Here is a 16,108-nt window from a genome sequence, read left to right on the forward strand (position 1 = left end):
GTCACAAGCTTCGCCGCCAGCCCAGCGGCGAAATAGACAAGGCGCAGAAGACAGCGCTAGCAAAACTGTCAGAGCCGGGGCCGGGATACTCCAACCGTGAATGCGTCAACTCCGCGCAACCGCGTGGAAGAACGCACCTCAACGTTTGGTACCCGATCTGCGAAACCCATCGTAGTGAGCGGTCTTGGACCGCGCTCAAAGGTTGGATATATGACCGCTGCCAGATCTGTGGCGGGCTGCAATTTCCTCCTTGCAGACAGGGGACCATCTATACCTGGCGGTTCAAGAGAACGCCGCGCCGCTACCTTCGCGACGCGGCGCGTGCCTCAGATGGTCTTCCAGGAGCCGTCCGGCTGCTGACAGGCGGTGCCGAAGCCGCGCTCGGTGCGGCCGCCAACGACGATGGTCTGTTGGAACTCGCGGCAGTAGGCGCCGCTCTGGTGATAGCCGTCGCGTACCGGGACCACGGAGCCGTAGTTGCCGCTGCGCGGGTTGTTCCAGCTGACCGTCTGTCCCACCGGAGCACGGGTTGCCTGGTTCCAGGCGCTGTAGGACTGCTGGCGGTCCTGCTCGTCCATGTAGCGGCCAATCTCGGAGCCCACCACCAGGCCCAGCACCGCGCCCAGGCCGGTGGCCGCTGCGCGGGTGGAGGAACTGCTGTTCTTGGCAAGTGCGGCACCAGCCAAGCCGCCGGCACCGGCGCCGAGCAGGCCGCCGCCGATCTGCCGTGTGTTGTCATACTGCTGGTTGGCACAGCCGGCCAGCGCCAGGGACGCGGCCAGGGCCAGGCCAAGGGTGAGGATTCTCATTCTGCTTTGCTCCCGATCAGGACCTGAGAGGATGTACTCTTCCTCTTACGCCGCCGCGAACCCGGAGTATCCCCGAAGTGAATGATTTTATCCGGTCGCTGCCCTCGGCCGCTGGCGCGTCGCCCCGGTCAATGGGGCGGCCCAGGAGCTTCGACTTAAGAGAAGGCCTTGAAGGTGATGAGCGTGAAGGTGTCCTTCACCCCTTCCAGGCGCTGGATCGATTCGGTCACAAAGTGGCCGATATCCTCGCCTTCCGGCAGGTAGCATTTGATGAGCAGGTCGTATTGCCCCGAGGTGGAATAGACCTCTGAGACCTGCTCCACGGTCTGAACCAGGTCGTCGGCCACCTTATAGGCCTCGCCCAGCTGGCATTTGATTTGAACGAAGATCGTCTGCATGGCGCGATCATAACCGCAAGCCGCGGCCACGTCATCGCTTTCCCGCCGGGTGCCCGCAGAAAGGCAGACCCGGCTGCGTCGGACCGCAATCGTGGCAGGGCGCTTGGGCGCGCCGTCCCGCTTAGAGGGACGGCGTCCAGCGCCACTCTAGCCTGGTTTGGCGCCAGGTGTTCGAGATCAGGCGCTGGCGGTCAGGGGCACCGGGCGCAGGATGAAGGCGGGAATGTGGTCGCCAAAGGGGCCGTTGCCCTCCGGCGCTGCCTCTGCCTCCTCGCGCTCGCGCTGGGGCGGGCGTTTGCTGCTCTTGCGGGCCTGGGCGCTGGGGCGCTGCTCTTCGCGCTGGGATTCCGGCGCCTTGGCAGGCTGCTGCTTCGCCGGGCTCGCCTCGGCCTTGCTGCTCTTACCGGACTTAGCGCGAGTGCGCCGACGCTTGTCCGTGCTGTAGGCGTCGCTGTCAGGTGTCTCGACGGTGTCGAGGGTCAACTCCTCGATCACACCGCCAATGAGCTCTTGCACCCCGGCCAGCGCCTTGCCGTCCTCCGGCGTAAAGAGGGTGAAGGCCTTGCCGCTGCGCCCCGCCCGGCCGGTGCGGCCGATGCGGTGTACGTAGTCTTCGGCATGGATGGGAACGTCGTAGTTGTAGACGTGACTGACCGCCGGGATGTCGAGGCCGCGCGCGGCCACATCGGAGCAGACCAGGAGTCTGATGTCGCCGGCCTTGAAGCGGGCCAGCGTCTCGGTGCGTGAGGCCTGCGCCATGTCGCCATGCAGCGCCTCGGCGTCGAGGCCGTGGCGCTTGAGCGAGCGCTGGACGATAGTGACGTCGCGCTTGCGGTTGCAGAAGATCAGCGCGCTCTTGGTGTCGTCGTCCTCCTGCTGCAGCAGCGCGCGCAGCGCAGCGCGCTTGGTCTTGGCCTCGGCCTCGCAGCGCAGCAGGCGCTGGGTCACCGTCTTCGCCGGACTGGCCGGCGGCGCGACGCTGATTTCCTTGGGATTGAGCAGGAACTTGTCGGCCAGCTTGCGGATTTCCGGCGCCATGGTGGCGGAGAAGAACAGCGTCTGCCGGATGGTGGGCAGCATGGCAACAATGCGCTCGATGTCCGGAATGAAGCCCATGTCCAGCATGCGGTCGGCTTCGTCGATCACCAGCAGCTTGGTGTCGGCCAGCAGGATCTGCCCGCGCTCGAACAGGTCGAGCAGCCGGCCCGGCGTGGCGATCAGAACGTCGACCCCGCGCTGCAGGATCAGCTGCTGGTCGCGCATGGACTCGCCACCGATCAACAAGGCCATGCTCAAGCCGCTGTACTTGCCGTACTTGTTGAAGCTTTCCGCCACCTGGGTGGCCAGCTCGCGCGTCGGCTCGAGGATGAGCGAACGCGGCATACGCGCACGACCGCGACCGCTGCTGAGGATGTCGATCATCGGCAGCGTGAAGCCGGCGGTCTTGCCGGTGCCTGTCTGGGCCACCCCCAGAACGTCACGTCCCATCAGGACGTAAGGGATGGCTTTTTCTTGGATGGGGGTCGGGGTGGTGTAGCCCGATTCGCTTATTGCACGCAGTACGTCGGTGCTCAGCCCGAGTGTGTCGAAACTCATGCGCTCCAGCGCTTTCCAGGGAAGATGCGAGCCTTAGGGCGGCGACTTGGTTCAAGTGCGCTGCCGGCTTGATCGGGAAACTGGTCTTGTGACCGGCTTTTGTCAAGAGTTGCGGCCGTTTTCATGGCTGCCATGTGGGCCATTGGAGTACTTTGTGGCATCAGCGTTGCTTTTTTATCGTGGCCTGGGGAGGGTGGTCTTTAATCGGTAAAGTATCGTGACGTTGTTGATCGGAGACTCTTCATGACCCTGGACTCCAAGGCGCGCTCGGCCGCGCTGATGCGCGCCGCGCAGTCGGCGCTTTTGCTGGTGGATATCCAGGAGCGGTTGTTGCCGGCGATCGCAGCACAAGACAGGGTCTTGGCCAATGCCAGCCGCCTTCTGGTCGGTGCGCGGCGCCTGGAGGTACCTGTGATGGCCACTGAGCACTGTCCCCAGGCGATCGGGGGCAGCGTGCCTGCCCTGCGCCAGGGCTTGGCCCCAAAGGAAGTTTACCGGAAAACGCACTTCTCCGCAGCAGAGGAGCCGGCGTTCGTGGCACGGGTGGCGGCCGTCGGGCGCCGCCAGTGGATCCTGGCCGGCACCGAGGCCCATGTCTGCCTGCTGCAGACGGCGCTGGGCCTGCGCGCCCTCGACTACGAGGTGTTCGTCGTCGGCGACGCCATGGGCTCGCGGGTCGAGGCAAATCACCAGGCGGCGCTTGTGCGCCTGCAGGCCGCCGGTTGCATTCCGGTGACCACGGAGATGGTGCTGTTCGAGTGGCTGCATCACGCCGGCAACGCCGCCTTCAAGGAGGTGCTGGGGCTGATCAAGTAGGCTGCTGGGGTGCGCTCGCGGCCGGCAGACCAGCAGAGTCCGCCGGCTTGGGGCAAGCTTGCCGAATGACGGTTGCCCTGCGTTCACAGCGTGACCTGGGCGTTTCTGGGTCGTAGGCTTCGCACCCGAATTGCCCCTGTGAAATTGCCCCTGTGGAGACGTCATCGTGTCGGAGAAGACCCCGCTCGCCCTGTTACCCGGTCTGCTGCTGGACGGCACCTTCTGGCATCATCAGGTCGCCGCGCTGGCCGATATCGCCGAGCCCTGGGTGGCCGACTTCACCTCGCAGGACTCCATTGCGGCCATGGCGCAAAGCGTGCTGGCGGCCATGCCGGAGCGCTTTGCGCTCTGCGGCCTGTCCATGGGGGGCTATGTGGCACAGGAGATCATGCGCCAGGCGCCGGAGCGTGTGGAGCGCCTGGCGCTGCTGGACACCAAGGCGCGCCCCGACGATGCCGACACCACGGCGCGACGCCGCGGCCTGATCGAATTGGCGCAAAAAGGGGCTTTCAAAGGCGTGACGCCGCGGCTGTTGCCGCTGCTGATCCACCCCGATCGCCTCGAGGATGAGGAACTGACCCGCCACATTATGGACATGGCGGAGACGGTGGGGCGCGATGCCTTCCTGCGTCAGCAGCAGGCGATTCTCGACCGGGCCGACTACCGGCCGCTGCTCGCCTCGATTCGCTGCCCCACCCTGGTTCTCTGCGGTCGCGAGGACCAGCTCACGCCAGCGGACCTTCATACTGAGCTTGCTGCCAGCATTGCCGATGCGCGGCTGGTCGTTCTGGAAAACTGCGGCCACCTTCCGCCACTGGAGCGGCCCGAGGCCACGAACCGGGAACTGCGCCGCTGGCTTTTGGCGTAAGCTTGCGGCGCGCTCCCGATTGGAGCGATCTGCTTCAGCGCGACTCCAGAACGCAGATCTGGCAGCGATAGCCTTCCTTGTCGTGGTAGGGCGCGTCCTTCACCGCCCGGACCTGCACCAGGCCGCGCTTCTCCATGGAGTCCAGGTATTCGGGATAGCCTTCCGCGTCCCAGACCTTTTCGTGCACGGTCACCACGATGGGCGCGCCCTTGCGGGTGACACGGGCCAGTTCGTCCAGGGCCTTCGGCTTGACGTGGCCGCTGGTGAAAACACCCACCGAGACGGCTGCATCATAGCTGTTGTCTTCGATCTCCAACGGCTGGCTCATGTCAGCGGGGGCGAGATGGTCATAGGCCTGCTTGCGGCGGGCGACTTCCAGCATCTCATCGGAAAGGTCGATGCCGTCGATGGCCTTGAAGCCGAGCTCCTTGAGTTCCTTGCCGACCAGACCGGTGCCGCAGCCGGCGTCGAGGACCTTGGCGTCGTCCTCCACCAGCTCGGAGAGCTCCTTGGCGACGATTCCCGGTGCCACATAGCCCATGCCGTCCAGGGTGTCGCGGTCATAGGCTTCTGCCCACTCGCCATAGGCCCGGCGAATTTCCTCACTATCACCACCAAGAGCATAGATGCGGCGCAGCAAGGGGTTCTCTTCTGCCATCGGTTAGCTTGTCCTCTGCATTGTTCCAAAAGCGGCTACAAGCATAGGCAAAGCGACCTGCTGTGGCAAACCGGCCACAGCCCGGCGGGTTGATCACTCGCGGGTCAGTACTGGTAGGCCTCGAAGAGCTTGGCCATGTCGCCGCCCAGAGGGCCGGCGAAATCCTCCAGCAGCGCGTCGGCGGGGCTGCGGCCGGAGGCGACGATCTCGCGCAGAACGTCGAGGAAGAGACGCTCATCCATGCCTTCGCCGTTGAGCTGCCCCCGGTGTTTCAGGCCCAGGGCCGCGATGTCGAGCACCTCTCCGGCCAGCGCGGTCAGCGGCCGGCCGCGGAAGCGCGTGTCCAGGGCAAGGCGTGGAACCTCGGCGCGCAGATGCTCGTGGTCGGCAGCGGTCCAGTCGGCGACCAGCGCCTCGGCCGCATCTAAGGCCTCGTCGTCATAGAGCAGTCCGACCCAGAGCGCGGGCAGCGCGCAAAGCCGCCGCCAGGGGCCGCCGTCGGCGCCGCGCATCTCCAGGTACTTCTTGAGCCGGACTTCGGGAAAGACCGTGGTGACATGGTCCGACCAATCGCTCATCAGCGGCAGTTCACCCGGCAGAATCTCGAGTTTGCCGGCCATGAAGTCGCGGAAGGACAAACCCGCCGCATCGAGATAGGTCCCGTCGCGGTAGACGAAGTACATGGGCACGTCGAGCAGATAGTCCACCCAGCGCTCGAAGCCGAAGCCCTCCTCGAAGACGAAGGGCAGGATGCCGCAGCGATCGGGATCCGTGTCGGTCCAGACCTGGCTGCGGAAGGACTTGAAGCCGTTGACCTTGCCCTCGGTGAAGGGAGAGTTGGCGAAGAGCGCGGTGGCGATGGGCTGCAGTGCCAGGCTGACTCGGAACTTGCGCACCATGTCTGCCTCGTCGAGGAAGTCGAGGTTGGTCTGCACGGTGCAGGTCCGCAGCATCATGTCCAGGCCCAGGCTGCCCCGGGTCGGCATATAGCGCTTCATAATGGCGTAGCGCCCTTTGGGCATCCAGGGCATCTCGGCACGCGACCAGGTGGGCGCGAAGCCCAGGCCCAGCATGCCGACGCCGATGGGGTCGCAAACCTCCTTGACCTCAGCCAGGTGACGGTTCACCTCAGAGCAGGTCTCATGCAGCGTGCGCAGCGGCGCGCCCGACAGTTCGAACTGCCCACCCGGCTCCAGAGTAATGCTGCAGCCCGCTTTGGTCAGGGCGATGGGCCGCCCCTCCTCCTCGACCGGAGTCCAGCCGAAACGCGCTGCCAGGCCTTCCAGCACGGCGCGGATCGAGCGTTCTCCCTCATAGGGCGCCGGCTTGAGATCGTCGCGGGTGAAGACGAACTTTTCGTGCTCGGTGCCGATGCGCCAGTCCTCTCGCGGCTTGCTGCCGGCGGCAAACCATTCGATCAACTGAGCCTTGTCGGTAATTGGTGCGCCCTTGGCTTGCGGCGGTGCGGACACGGGCGACTCCCCTGACAGTCGAACTGAACCAGTGGGCAGAAAAGGCGCTCACCCCGAGAGGGTCAAGCGCGAAGGCGGCAAGGCTGGGTGGCGGGACAAGCAGAGCCGGATTCACCTCTGCGCCAAGCGGTGCAGGGCCTCGTCCTCTATGCGGCAGACTTCTTCGCCGGGGAGTTTGAACCCGAGACTGGCGTAGAAGCGTCGCGTGGCCTCGTTGTCCCGACGCACATTGAGTTCTATGCGGGCCAATCCGCGCTGCCCCGCTTCGCGCGCCAGAGCCTGAAGCAAGGCCTTGCCGACGCCGCGGCCGCGTGCAGCTTCTTCCACCCAAAGATTTTCCACCAATATCACCCGCCCGCCTTTGAAAGGCGAAAAGACCGGGTACCAGGCGAGGTAGCCCAGGGGTGCCGGGTTCAGGGCCGTTGGGCCATCCTCGGCCAGAAGGGCGTGGAAAGCCGGTTCCGGGCCGAAGGCCCAGTCTAGTACCGCCTCCGGGGTAATATGCTCGACGTTGGCCTTGCCTTCATGGCGGGCCAGGGAGCGGATCATGGCGGCGAGCGTTGGGGCATCCGCCCGGCCGGCGGCACGGATGTGGAGGGGAGACTCTGTGGCTGGCATGGCGGCACTTTAACCCGCCGCCTGCTCCCGTCAATTCTCGAACTCATGCCTTTGCAAGCCCAGCGGCGAAGGGAGGAGAGGAGACGTCGTGGGATGAGGAGGGGCGCTTGCTCCGCAGGTAATAGTCGGCGGCGACGTCGACGCCTAACTCGGTATGGCCGCAGGCGGGGCATTCCAGTGCGAGGCCCAGACGCTCGGTGGCGAAGGCGTTGCCGCAATTGCAGAGGATGGCGTAGCCGCCGCTGATCTTCCCGTCGACGTGCATGTCGAACTCCCTTGTCGGTTCGCTGCCGTGAAGATGCGTCCGGTGCTGGGGCCATCCCAGGTGCAAAACTGAGGCATGATGGTGAGACGACTTTGGCTGGGCAACGTCCGGGCCTCTTCGCCCTCTGCTCGTCTATCCCGCAGGCGTGATTTCGATCAGGCGGGGCTGTGCCCGTCCCAGACCGATCACCTGAATGCCGGACGGCAAGCGAGCCTCATAATCCTCATGGTGGTGGCCGTGAACGATGAGCATCGCGCCCATGGTTTCGGCCAGCAGGTCCAGTTCCTCGAAGCCGTGGCGGTGGCACGAGGGCGCCTCATGCGTGACCAGCACCTGGGCGCTCTCATTGGCCAGGTCATCATAGATGCTGGGAAAAATCACCGTTTCGGCCAGGCGCTCGCGACCATCGAGTAGTCGCTGCTCTCGTAAGTGTGCGAGATACTCCTGCGGCGCGTGAAACCGGCTGTCCTCACTGCCATGCGGATGCCAGACACTGGCACGAAAGGTGCCGCCCAATCCCGCAATCCGGGTGCCCGCGACTTCGGTTGTGCGCCCGTGGAGGTTTCCCGGCACCCCGCCATGAAACAGATGATCGAACCAGTTGGATCGATCGCTGTCGTGGTTCCCGGGAATCCAATGAACCGGAACCTCCGCTTCAAGCAGCGGCGCGATCGCTTCGGAAAGCGGCTGCGCGAGATCGCAATCACCCAGGATCACCACCGCATCGGGTCGCTCCTCCTTGCAGGCGGCAAGCAGTGGCCGCCATTGCCCGTGCGGGTCGCCGTAGAAGAGAATGCGCACCTTCGTCATGCCAGCCGCCCTGCGTTGTAACGAGTCGCAAAGCATGAACGACCCTGTCCGTTCAGCTGGAAGCGCACGGGCCGTGTCGCCCGACTGCGCAACATCAACATTCTCGCAAAGCGATCAGACGCCTGGAAGAAATCCATCTTGGTCATATCGCTCTATAACCCCTAGAATGCCTGAGTGGCGATAGAAATGGTCGCCTCTGCCAAAGCTATAGATGTGGAGGATACGAAGTCTCAGACACGCAGCATTGGCCTGTCGGGAATCTGATCCCTTTGATAGCGCGGAAAGGGTCACGGCAGCGGCTGCGGACATAATAAACAGAGTGGGGAGCACGTGATGTCCGACGACCAAGGCAACCCGACCCCAGAGGGGGCAGCCGACCTGATCGAAACGGATTACGAGGTCGGTCAGGACAACATCCAAGCAAAGATTGGACCCTTCGGGCTCGATATCCACAACCCGGTGTTCATGATCTCCGGGCTCGCCATCGTCGCTTTCGTTTTCCTGACCCTGGCCTTGCCCGGGCCTGCAGGCGATATCTTGAACTGGCTGCTCTCGACGGTGACCTCGACCTTCGACTGGTTCTTCCTGATCGCCGGCAACATCTTCGTGTTGGTTTGCCTGGGCATCCTGGTTTCGCCGCTGGGAAAGGTTCGTCTGGGTGGACGCGAGGCCACGCCCGACTATTCCTACCCCGGCTGGTTCGCCATGCTTTTTGCCGCCGGCATGGGCATCGGGCTGATGTTCTATGGCGTGTCGGAACCGCTCACGCACTTTGGCACCGCCGTGGCCGAGGATGCGGGAACCGCCGGAAGCTGGTCCCCGCTGGCCGGAGCGCCGGGCAGCACCGAGGAGGCCCGCCGTCTGGGCATGGCGGCGACGATCTACCACTGGGCCCTGCATCCTTGGGCGATCTACGCCATCGTGGCACTGTCTCTGGCGCTTTTCGCCTTCAACAAGGGCCTGCCGCTGTCGGTGCGCTCGATCTTCTATCCGATCTTCGGTGAGAAGGTCTGGGGCTGGACCGGCCACGTCATCGACACCCTGGCAGTCTTTGCCACGCTCTTTGGTCTGGCGACCTCCTTGGGCTTCGGGGCGGAGCAGGCCAATGCGGGGCTCGAGTTCCTTTTCGGCGTGCCGGAGGGCGACACCTCAAAGGTCTTGCTAATCGTCGGGATCACGGCCGTTGCCCTGGTTTCGGTGCTCGCTGGGCTGGATAAAGGCGTGAAGCGCCTGTCGGAGATCAACCTGTCCTTGGCCATCCTTCTGTTGCTCTTCGTCATCCTGGTGGGGCCCACACTTGCGATCATCAACGGCTTCTTCGCCAACCTCAGGGCCTATGTGGAGTATCTGCCAGCACTCTCAAATCCCTTCGGGCGTGAGGACAGCAACTTTGCCCAGGGCTGGACCGCTTTTTACTGGGCCTGGTGGATCTCCTGGTCGCCTTTTGTCGGCATGTTCATCGCCCGGGTTAGTCGGGGGCGCACGGTGCGCGAGTTCATCACCTGCGTGCTGCTGATTCCTTCAATAGCGTCGGTCCTCTGGATGACAGCTTTCGGCGGCACGGCCATCAACCAGGTGATCGTCGAGGGCTACCAGGCTGCGGCCGAAGCGGCGCTGCCGCTGCAGCTCTTCCTGATGCTGCAGGAACTGCCCCTGGCGTCGATCACCTCCTTCATTGGCATCGTGCTGGTGATCGTGTTCTTCGTGACCTCGTCCGACTCGGGTTCCCTGGTTATCGATACCATCACTGCCGGTGGTAAGTTGGATGCCCCGGTTTCGCAGCGGGTCTTCTGGTGCATTTTTGAAGGGCTTGTCGCCATCGCTCTGTTGCTGGGCGGCGGGCTGGCGGCGCTGCAGGCAGCCTCGGTCTCGACGGGTCTGCCCTTTGCCTTGGTGCTGTTGCTGGGCTGTTGGGCCCTGATCAAGGGCTTGCGCGCAGAACCGCGCTGATTGCGATCGGCCCGGCGGAGTTCCAAAAGCTTCGCCGGGCCGCTTCGCGCGCCTAGCTGTTTCGCCCTCACGCCAGGGGCGTACTGTCGACAGAAAAGCTCAGGTATTCCCCTTCGTTGTACTGCTGATGGTCGAGGCTCTGCACCAGGCCGCGCAGGATGCGCAATCCGGCATCCTCCCCATCCGACGGGTCCGGCTGGGCTTCCAGACCGGAGAGCTGCTCCAGGATGTTCTCCTGGGTTTGCGCCCCCATGAAGAATTCGACTGCCAGGAGGTCGCCGTCCCGCTGCACCGCAGCAGACAACCGCAATTCGCGTCGACGGCCGCCGGTGGACCGGCGCTCCAGCAAGAAGAGCAGCGCCTCCTCGGCTGCCAGTTGCAGCCGCATCACCGCTGGCTTGTCCCAACCGATGGCCACGGCCTCTTCCTGCAACCAGTCATGGAGATCGCCCAAGGCCGCGTGAGAGCCGGCGAGAGAGCGTCGGTGGCGGCGCGGGCTGCCGATGTTCAGGGCAAGCATCAGAAGGATCGCGGCGATGGATCCGGCGGTGATGCCGTTGTCGAGCAGGACCCGTGACCAGGGCGGCAGCAAATCGGAGAAGAGCCACTGGTGCTGGAAGCCCATGCCCAGCCAGAAAGCAAGGCAGACCACGAAGCCGTTGCGATAGGACAGCCCGCCCTCCGTGACCATGCGCAGGCCATTCCCGAAGAGCAGCGACAGGATTACGAAGGCAAAGGCCCCCAAAACCGGGCTGGGCACCGACTGAAGCAGGGCTGAGAGTTTCGGCGAGAAGGCCAGCAGCACCAGCATCAGGCCCCCGAACACGGCCACGCGGCGCGCGGCCACGCCGGTCATTTCCACCACTGCAACGCTGTCGGAGTAGGTGGTGTTGGGCAGGGTTCCGGCGACGCCGGAGAGCAGGTTGCCCACACCGTCGGCATAGACCGCGCCCTGTATCACCTTGAAATCCAACGGCCGCTGCTCGCGGTGAGAAAGACGCTGAATGGCGATGGCGTCGCCGTAAGTCTCGACCGCCCCCACGAGCGTGACGATGATGAAGGCGGGCAGCAGGCCCCAGAAGGCCGGACCGAAAGACAGATCCAGACCGGGCCAAGCCACGGAGGGCAAACCGAACCATGGCGCTGTTGCGACAGCTGAGACATCCAGCAAATCAATGGACCAAGCCACCAGACAGCCGGTCAGGACGCCGCCGAGCGGTCCCCAGAGCTTAAGCCCGCCACGGGCGAAGAGCAGCAGGCTGAGCGTGATCAGAAAGGTGATCGTTGCCACCAGGGGCGCGCCCGAAGGGCCCAGTGTCGTCTCCGGCCGTTGGGCCAAGAGATCGAAGATCACCGGGAAGACCGTGACGGCAATCAGCATCATCACGGTTCCGCCCACCGTCGGCGTAAGAATGCGCCGGAGCTGACCCAGCTTGGAGGCAAAGACGAACTGCACCAGGGCTGCGGCGATGATGAGGGTGCCCATGAGCGGCATGCCACCGGCGGTCAGTGCGGCGATGCCGATAGCGATGAAGGCACCCGAGGTGCCCATGAAGAGCGGATAGCCCGCACCCACGGGTCCGATGCGGCGCGCTTGCAACATGGTGGTGAGGCCGGAGATCAGCAGGGCGGCGAAGACAACCCAGGAGCCGTATTCTCCTTCCAGGCCGACGGCGCGCAGCACGATCAGCGGCGTCAGCACGATGCCGACGAGGATCAGGGTCACCACCTGAAAGCCGAGCATGCCCGTGAGGAGAAGCGGCGGATTCTCGTCGGCCGCGTACTGCAGCCCCGCGGATTTAGCCGATCGGTCGACCTGACTCATGATGGTATCCCCCTTGCGCAACACTTTACCCGGCGGCGGGCGCTCCTGTGAATGGCTTGGTTTGTTCGACATGAGGAAACAGTGCGGCCGCCGGGCGTCACTTCTCTTGCGCGCCGCGCGTGCCTACCTTCCAGGGGACAGCAAAAGGAGTGATCCCCATGACCACAGTACACGACCGCCCCACTGCCCCGGTCACCCAGGCGCGTCCGGTGGCGCGGCGCCTGCGCGGCATGCCGGCCAGCGATGGCGCTGGCGTGAAGCTGACCCGCATCATCGGCACGCCGGATCTGGACGCGCTGGATCCCTTCTTGATGCTTGATGAGTTCGGCTCCGACGACCCCAAGGCCTACATCGCCGGCTTTCCCGATCATCCCCATCGCGGCTTCGAGACGGTGACCGTGATGTTGGACGGCCGCATGCGCCATCGCGACAACAAGGGCAACGAGGGGCTGCTCGGCCCCGGCGGCGTGCAGTGGATGACGGCCGGCAGCGGCTTGGTTCACTCAGAAATGCCGGAGCAGGAGGAAGGCCTGATGCGCGGCTTTCAGCTCTGGCTGAACCTGCCCTCGCATCTGAAGATGACCACGCCCGGCTACCGCGACCTCCAGGCAGATGCGATCCCCACGGCGGAACTGCCGGGTGGCGCCACGGCCCGCGTGATTGCCGGGCGTCTGGGCGAGGTGACGGGCGCCATTGCCCTCGATCCCGAGGCGCGGCCGACCGAGCCCTATCTCCTCGATGTGACCCTGCCAGCCGGCAGCACGGCGGAGGTGCCTCTGCCTGCCGGGCACGCTGCTTTCGCCTACGTCTACGAGGGCGGGGTGATATTGGAGGGTGAGTCCCTGTCCCGCGGCGACCTGACGGTTCTGGGCGAGGGCGACGGCTTTCGCGCCCAGGCCGGCGCGGAGGGTGAGGCCAGGGTCCTGCTGGCGGCTGCGCGTCCGCTCAACGAGCCGGTGGCCCGCTATGGTCCCTTCGTGATGAACAGCCGTGACGAACTGGTGCAGGCGGTAGAGGATTTCCGCGCCGGGCGCTTCTGACGCGACCCTTCCATCTGCTGTGTTGACCGCCTTCTCTTCAGGCAGTGATCTGCTTCAGCCAGTCGATGAAGGCGTGGGTGGCGGCCTTGGCGGCACCCTGCGGCGACAGCGTTGCATGGTAGCCGAAACCGGGATCGACCTCGCCGCCGGGCCAGGGCCGCAAGTGGCCCTCCCGCACCAGCTCGTCGGTGATTGAGCGCCAGCCGAGCACCAGCCCGCGCCCGTCCCTGGCGGCCTGGATCGCCTGCACATAGTTGTCGAAGGTCTGGGTGGGGCCGCGGGGTCGGCCCCGCCCGGCCATCGCCATGTACTCCGTCCAGCCTGCCCAGTGCGGTGTCTCGGCGCTTGCCACCTGGATCAGCGGCGCTTCCTCGAGATCCACGCCCGCCTCTAACAGGCGCGCGATCAATGCCGGTTGGCCCACCGGGCAGACGACTTCATTGAAAAGCTTCCAGGTCTTTCCATCACTCCAGTCTCCCGTGCCATAGCGCAGGGCGACGTCGATGCCGGGGGCAAGGGCCGGAAGGTCTGTCGGCGGCGCCTGCACGTTCACCACCAGTTGCGGATGCTGCGCATAGAAGTTGGAGAGGCGTGGCATCAGCCAGTGGGTCGCCATGCCGACGGTGCAGGCAATGGTCAGCTGCTGCTCCTGCCCGGCGCTTGTCTGGATTTCGTCGATCGTGCCGGAAATGATACCAAGTCCCTCACGGGTGGCTCGGGCGAGCTGCTGTCCCGCCTCGGTGAGCCGGGCCGGTCGTGTCGTGCGATCGAGAAGAGCCACGCCCACGTGGTCTTCGAGAGCCTTGAGCGCCTGGGTGATGGCCGGGCGGGTGACGTTCAGGCGCGCGGCGGCCTCGCGCATTGAGCCGAGACGGGCAATCTCCTCGAACGTGGCAAGCAGGCGCAGTGGGGGCAAACGCTTCACGGGTTAACTCACAGCTTAACAAACCTTAAGCGTAATCCCCCTTTTGGATCCTGAAAAGGCGTGCGATCTGCTCGGGCAGATCGAACCTCTTTGCAGTAGAAGTTAAAGAAGGCGCCATGGACACCCTGACATCCGCCGTCACCCTTCGGGAAAAGGGCCTCGACATCACCTTGCCGGACGGCCGCACCAGCTACTTCAATTATTACTGGCTGCGTGACAACTGCCCGACCTCCTTCGACAGCGAGACGCGCGAGCGGACCTTCGACATCTTTCATCTCGAACAGCCTCCGCGCCCGCAAAGCGTTGCTCTCGAGGGGGAGGCCCTGGTGATCGCCTGGCAGCGCGAAAATCACGTCTCGCACTTGCCCATTCCCATGCTCCAAACTTTCGCTGATGAGGGGCGCCGTCACGATCCAGCCGCTCTGCCGCGCGCACCTTGGTACGGCGATCACTTTCCCGCGATCCAGCGCTTTTCGCAGCCGATGCTGTTGAGCGATCCGCAGAAAGTCGCGGCGTGGATAAGGGCAATGCTGGTCGAAGGCATCGCCATCATCACCGACATGCCCGACAGCGACGAAGGGCTGACGGAAACGGCCAGGCTGATCGGTCAGGTGCGTCCCACCTATTTCGGCCAGTACTTCGACGTGCGCACACACATCGAGCCGACCAATCTGGCCTACACCGCAAAGGCGCTGGAGTTACACACGGATACCCCGGCCGAAGAGGTGGCGCCGGGTGTTCAGTTCCTGCATTGCCGCGCCAACACGGTGGAGGGCGGCGACAGCCTCTTCCTCGACGGCGTCGCTGTTGCCGAGGATCTCCGTCGTGAAGATCCCGAAGCCTTCCGACTGCTGTCCGAGATCGACATTCCCTTCTACTGCGAGCATGACACCTACGACATGCGCTCGCGCCAGCGGGTGATCGAACTGGACGAGACGGGCGCGGTGTCGGGCGTGACGATCAGCCAGCACATGGCCGACGTCTTCGACCTGCCCCAGAAGCTGCTCGACGACTACTATCCCGCCTTCTGCCGCTTCGGCCGGATGCTGCAGGAGGAGCGCTACGTGATGCACTTCCGGATGCGGGCCGGGGAGTGCCTCACCTTCGACAATCACCGGGTTGTGCATGGTCGTGCGGCCTATTCGGCGAGCAGCGGTGAGCGCTATCTGCGCGGCTGCTACACGGATCGCGCTGAAATGCGCTCCAGCTATCGGGCACTCGTCAGCGAAGGGCGCTTCAAGGCATGACGGCAGAGAGCGTAACCGAACAGGGGCTGCGGCAGGACCTGGCTGCGGCCTTCCGGCTTTGCCACCGCTTCGGCTGGAGCGAGTCCGTCGGCAACCACTTCAGTGCCGCCATCTCCGACTGCGGCCGGAGGTTCCTGCTGAACCCGCGCTGGCAACACTTCGCGACCATCCGGGCGAGCGATCTACTGCTGCTGGACGCCGACGATGCAGAGGTGATGGCCCGCCCGGACGCGCCCGATCCCTCGGCCTGGACGGTGCACGGGACGTTGCACCGGAGCCTGCCGGCGGCACGGGTCATCCTGCATTGCCATTCACCCTATGCCCTGGCGCTGTCCTGTCTGAAGGACCCGAGCGTGCTGCCGATCGACAACAACACGGCACGCTTCTTCGGCCGCACCGGCTATGACCTACACTTCGGCGGCATCGCCGACGCAGAAGAAGAAGGGCGGCGCATGGCCAGCGCGATGGACGGTCACTCGGTTATGGTGATGGCCAACCACGGCGTCACGGTCGCCGGGGAGACGGTCGCCGATGCCTTCGAGGACCTCTACTTTTTCGAGAAGGCGGCCCAGACAATCATCCTGGCCCGCTCCGCAGGTCAGCCGCTGTCGGTGCTCTCGGACGAGGTGGCAAGCGCGACCGCCGAAGGTTGGGCCGCGTACCGGGGAATGGCCCAGCGGCATTTCGACTATCTCAAGTCGACACTCGACGCCGAAGACTCTTCCTGGCGCGACTGAGTCAGGATTTGGCGCCGTTGTACTCTGTCACCTTAAGACTGGACCGGAGTCACGCGTTCAATCTGTACCCTGAT

16 protein-coding genes are annotated in these 16,108 nt (G+C 64.6%); 6 read left to right on the forward strand and 10 right to left on the reverse strand.

Annotated features, from left to right (window positions below; all coding sequences use genetic code 11):
• Positions 1 to 326 precede the first annotated feature (326 nt).
• The 3 genes from P2G67_RS08265 to P2G67_RS08275 all read right to left on the reverse strand — a co-directional run bounded on the left by P2G67_RS08265 (position 327) and on the right by P2G67_RS08275 (position 2,803).
• Entirely contained in the window at positions 327 to 809 is a 483-nt protein-coding gene (locus P2G67_RS08265; RefSeq protein WP_275821922.1) for an RT0821/Lpp0805 family surface protein, read from the reverse strand.
• A 155-nt stretch (positions 810 to 964) separates the two neighbouring features.
• On the reverse strand, positions 965 to 1,207 hold the full coding sequence (locus P2G67_RS08270) for an Lrp/AsnC ligand binding domain-containing protein (protein WP_275822196.1): 243 nt from the start codon (positions 1,205 to 1,207) through the stop codon (positions 965 to 967).
• Positions 1,208 to 1,384: 177 nt separating this feature from the next.
• Positions 1,385 to 2,803, reverse strand: coding sequence for a DEAD/DEAH box helicase (locus P2G67_RS08275; protein ID WP_275821924.1), 1,419 nt, complete (start codon positions 2,801 to 2,803; stop codon positions 1,385 to 1,387).
• 243 nt (positions 2,804 to 3,046) lie between these two features.
• Between P2G67_RS08275 and P2G67_RS08280 the strand changes: the two genes are divergently transcribed.
• On the forward strand, positions 3,047 to 3,619 hold the full coding sequence (locus P2G67_RS08280; RefSeq protein ID WP_275821926.1) for a hydrolase: 573 nt from the start codon (positions 3,047 to 3,049) through the stop codon (positions 3,617 to 3,619).
• A 166-nt stretch (positions 3,620 to 3,785) separates the two neighbouring features.
• Positions 3,786 to 4,487, forward strand: coding sequence for an alpha/beta fold hydrolase (locus P2G67_RS08285; RefSeq protein WP_275821928.1), 702 nt, complete (start codon positions 3,786 to 3,788; stop codon positions 4,485 to 4,487).
• Between the two features lie 34 nt (positions 4,488 to 4,521).
• Here P2G67_RS08285 and P2G67_RS08290 read toward each other — a convergent pair whose 3' ends face one another.
• The 5 genes from P2G67_RS08290 to P2G67_RS08310 form a co-directional block, all read right to left on the reverse strand.
• Positions 4,522 to 5,145: a class I SAM-dependent DNA methyltransferase gene (locus P2G67_RS08290; protein ID WP_275821930.1), complete on the reverse strand. Its 624-nt coding sequence runs from the start codon at positions 5,143 to 5,145 to the stop codon at positions 4,522 to 4,524.
• Between the two features lie 104 nt (positions 5,146 to 5,249).
• On the reverse strand, positions 5,250 to 6,617 hold the full coding sequence (locus P2G67_RS08295; protein WP_275821932.1) for a glutamate--cysteine ligase: 1,368 nt from the start codon (positions 6,615 to 6,617) through the stop codon (positions 5,250 to 5,252).
• Positions 6,618 to 6,728: 111 nt separating this feature from the next.
• A complete protein-coding gene (locus P2G67_RS08300; RefSeq protein ID WP_275821934.1) occupies positions 6,729 to 7,235 on the reverse strand; it encodes a GNAT family N-acetyltransferase in 507 nt (168 codons plus the stop codon).
• A gap of 43 nt (positions 7,236 to 7,278) precedes the next feature.
• Positions 7,279 to 7,500, reverse strand: coding sequence for a hypothetical protein (locus tag P2G67_RS08305; RefSeq protein ID WP_275821936.1), 222 nt, complete (start codon positions 7,498 to 7,500; stop codon positions 7,279 to 7,281).
• Between the two features lie 132 nt (positions 7,501 to 7,632).
• Positions 7,633 to 8,310 (reverse strand): metallophosphoesterase family protein, encoded by a 678-nt coding sequence (locus tag P2G67_RS08310; protein ID WP_275821938.1) that lies wholly within the window; start codon positions 8,308 to 8,310, stop codon positions 7,633 to 7,635.
• 333 nt (positions 8,311 to 8,643) lie between these two features.
• Here P2G67_RS08310 and P2G67_RS08315 point away from each other — a divergent pair, with 333 nt between their 5' ends.
• A complete protein-coding gene (locus tag P2G67_RS08315; protein ID WP_275821940.1) occupies positions 8,644 to 10,260 on the forward strand; it encodes a BCCT family transporter in 1,617 nt (538 codons plus the stop codon).
• A 67-nt stretch (positions 10,261 to 10,327) separates the two neighbouring features.
• Here the strand turns inward: P2G67_RS08315 and P2G67_RS08320 are convergent, their stop codons facing one another.
• Complete coding sequence (locus P2G67_RS08320; protein ID WP_275821942.1) at positions 10,328 to 12,085, reverse strand: uracil-xanthine permease family protein; 1,758 nt, start codon at positions 12,083 to 12,085, stop codon at positions 10,328 to 10,330.
• Positions 12,086 to 12,243: 158 nt separating this feature from the next.
• On the opposite strand from P2G67_RS08320, the gene P2G67_RS08325 reads away from it, so the two are divergent.
• Positions 12,244 to 13,125, forward strand: a complete 882-nt coding sequence (locus P2G67_RS08325; RefSeq protein ID WP_275821944.1) for a pirin family protein — start codon at positions 12,244 to 12,246, stop codon at positions 13,123 to 13,125.
• A 37-nt stretch (positions 13,126 to 13,162) separates the two neighbouring features.
• Here P2G67_RS08325 and P2G67_RS08330 read toward each other — a convergent pair whose 3' ends face one another.
• Positions 13,163 to 14,050, reverse strand: a complete 888-nt coding sequence (locus P2G67_RS08330; protein WP_275821946.1) for a LysR substrate-binding domain-containing protein — start codon at positions 14,048 to 14,050, stop codon at positions 13,163 to 13,165.
• A 116-nt stretch (positions 14,051 to 14,166) separates the two neighbouring features.
• On the opposite strand from P2G67_RS08330, the gene P2G67_RS08335 reads away from it, so the two are divergent.
• Together P2G67_RS08335 and P2G67_RS08340 are read left to right on the forward strand one after the other, a co-directional pair.
• Positions 14,167 to 15,297 carry a TauD/TfdA family dioxygenase gene (locus tag P2G67_RS08335; protein ID WP_275821948.1) on the forward strand — a complete coding sequence of 377 codons (1,131 nt, stop codon included), beginning with the start codon at positions 14,167 to 14,169 and terminating at the stop codon, positions 15,295 to 15,297.
• Positions 15,294 to 16,034 (forward strand): class II aldolase/adducin family protein, encoded by a 741-nt coding sequence (locus tag P2G67_RS08340; RefSeq protein ID WP_275821950.1) that lies wholly within the window; start codon positions 15,294 to 15,296, stop codon positions 16,032 to 16,034. Before P2G67_RS08335 ends, P2G67_RS08340 begins: the two co-directional genes overlap by 4 nt.
• The last annotated feature ends 74 nt before the right edge of the window (positions 16,035 to 16,108 follow it).

This window comes from Aquibaculum arenosum (assembly GCF_029222965.1).
GTDB lineage: Bacteria > Pseudomonadota > Alphaproteobacteria > Kiloniellales > DSM-21159 > Aquibaculum > Aquibaculum arenosum.

Coding starts and splice junctions, on each gene's coding strand:
- P2G67_RS08265 (WP_275821922.1), bottom strand. CDS start 809: ATGAGAATCCTCACCCTTGGCCTGGCCCTGGCCGCGTCCCTGGCGCTG.
- P2G67_RS08270 (WP_275822196.1), bottom strand. CDS start 1,207: ATGCAGACGATCTTCGTTCAAATCAAATGCCAGCTGGGCGAGGCCTAT.
- P2G67_RS08275 (WP_275821924.1), bottom strand. CDS start 2,803: ATGAGTTTCGACACACTCGGGCTGAGCACCGACGTACTGCGTGCAATA.
- P2G67_RS08280 (WP_275821926.1), top strand. CDS start 3,047: ATGACCCTGGACTCCAAGGCGCGCTCGGCCGCGCTGATGCGCGCCGCG.
- P2G67_RS08290 (WP_275821930.1), bottom strand. CDS start 5,145: ATGGCAGAAGAGAACCCCTTGCTGCGCCGCATCTATGCTCTTGGTGGT.
- P2G67_RS08300 (WP_275821934.1), bottom strand. CDS start 7,235: ATGCCAGCCACAGAGTCTCCCCTCCACATCCGTGCCGCCGGCCGGGCG.
- P2G67_RS08305 (WP_275821936.1), bottom strand. CDS start 7,500: ATGCACGTCGACGGGAAGATCAGCGGCGGCTACGCCATCCTCTGCAAT.
- P2G67_RS08310 (WP_275821938.1), bottom strand. CDS start 8,310: ATGACGAAGGTGCGCATTCTCTTCTACGGCGACCCGCACGGGCAATGG.
- P2G67_RS08315 (WP_275821940.1), top strand. CDS start 8,644: ATGTCCGACGACCAAGGCAACCCGACCCCAGAGGGGGCAGCCGACCTG.
- P2G67_RS08320 (WP_275821942.1), bottom strand. CDS start 12,085: ATGAGTCAGGTCGACCGATCGGCTAAATCCGCGGGGCTGCAGTACGCG.
- P2G67_RS08325 (WP_275821944.1), top strand. CDS start 12,244: ATGACCACAGTACACGACCGCCCCACTGCCCCGGTCACCCAGGCGCGT.
- P2G67_RS08335 (WP_275821948.1), top strand. CDS start 14,167: ATGGACACCCTGACATCCGCCGTCACCCTTCGGGAAAAGGGCCTCGAC.
- P2G67_RS08340 (WP_275821950.1), top strand. CDS start 15,294: ATGACGGCAGAGAGCGTAACCGAACAGGGGCTGCGGCAGGACCTGGCT.